The organism is Xanthobacter sp. BG11Y11_SDJG (assembly GCF_057364445.1).
The window spans coordinates 1-954 of record NZ_JBNFNU010000756.1; the positions used below are offsets into that span (position 1 = coordinate 1).

At 72.1% G+C, this 954-nt stretch carries 2 protein-coding genes and 1 pseudogene; all 3 read left to right on the forward strand.

The features are described from left to right. Positions 1–332, forward strand: a 332-nt coding sequence (locus tag AC2W7M_RS26315; protein WP_486136125.1) for an MDR/zinc-dependent alcohol dehydrogenase-like family protein, incomplete at its 5' end; no start/stop codon positions are given. Positions 333–353: 21 nt separating this feature from the next. Beyond that, entirely contained in the window at positions 354–755 is a 402-nt protein-coding gene (locus AC2W7M_RS26320; RefSeq protein WP_486136127.1) for a 6-pyruvoyl trahydropterin synthase family protein, read from the forward strand. Further along, a pseudogene (locus AC2W7M_RS26325) lies at positions 752–954 on the forward strand (glycosyltransferase family 4 protein); the annotation flags it as partial. The gene AC2W7M_RS26320 and the pseudogene AC2W7M_RS26325, both read left to right, overlap by 4 nt.

The window sequence follows — 954 nt, forward strand, 5'->3', positions numbered from 1 at the left end:
CCGGGCTCGAAGCCGCCATCGCCTGCTGCGGCCGGGAGGCGCGCCTCGTGGAGATGAGCTGGTACGGCGACCGGAAGGTGGGCGTCGGCCTCGGCGGCGCCTTCCATTCCCGGCGCATCGCGCTCGTCTCCTCGCAGGTGGGCGCGCTGCCCGCCGCGCGGCTTCCGCGCTGGGATTTCGCCCGCCGCCGCGCCATGGCGCTGGCGCTTCTGGCGGACGAACGCCTCGATGCGCTCATCACCGATGAGGTGGCGTTCGATGATCTTCCCGCCCGCCTCGGCCGTATTCTCGGCGAGGGCGCGCCGGGCATCGCCACCGTGATCCGCTACTGACACAACAGGGAGGCTTGCCGGATGTATTCGGTCGAGGTGCGGGACCACATCATGATCGCCCACAGTTTCAAGGGCGACCTCTTCGGCCCCGCGCAGAAGCTGCATGGCGCCACCTTCGTGGTGGACGTCGCCTTCTTCCGGCCGGATCTCACCCCGGAGGGCGTGGTGGTAGACATCGGCCGCGCCCACGAGGCGCTCAAGGCCATCCTCGGCCCGCTCAACTACCAGAACCTCGATGAGGTGCCCGACTTCGCCGGCCGCAACACCACCACCGAGGTGCTCTGCCGCCACGTCTTCGACCGCATGGCCGCGGCGGCGCGCTCCGGCGCGCTCGGGGCAGGCGGCGACGGCATCGCCCGCCTGCGGGTGACGCTGCACGAATCCCATGTGGCGCGCGCCGCCTTCGAGGCCGATCTTTCGTGAGCGTGCGCGCGGTCCTCGCTTTTCCGGGCGATCTTGCGACCCCCACGGGCGGCTATGCCTATGACCGGCGCATGCTCGGCGAGCTTCAGGCGCTCGGGCTCGACATCGCGCCGCTGCCGCTGGGCGAGGGCTTCCCCTTCCCGGCGCCCGACGCCGTGGGCGCGGCGCTTGCCCGCCTCGGCGCGACCGCGCCGGGGAC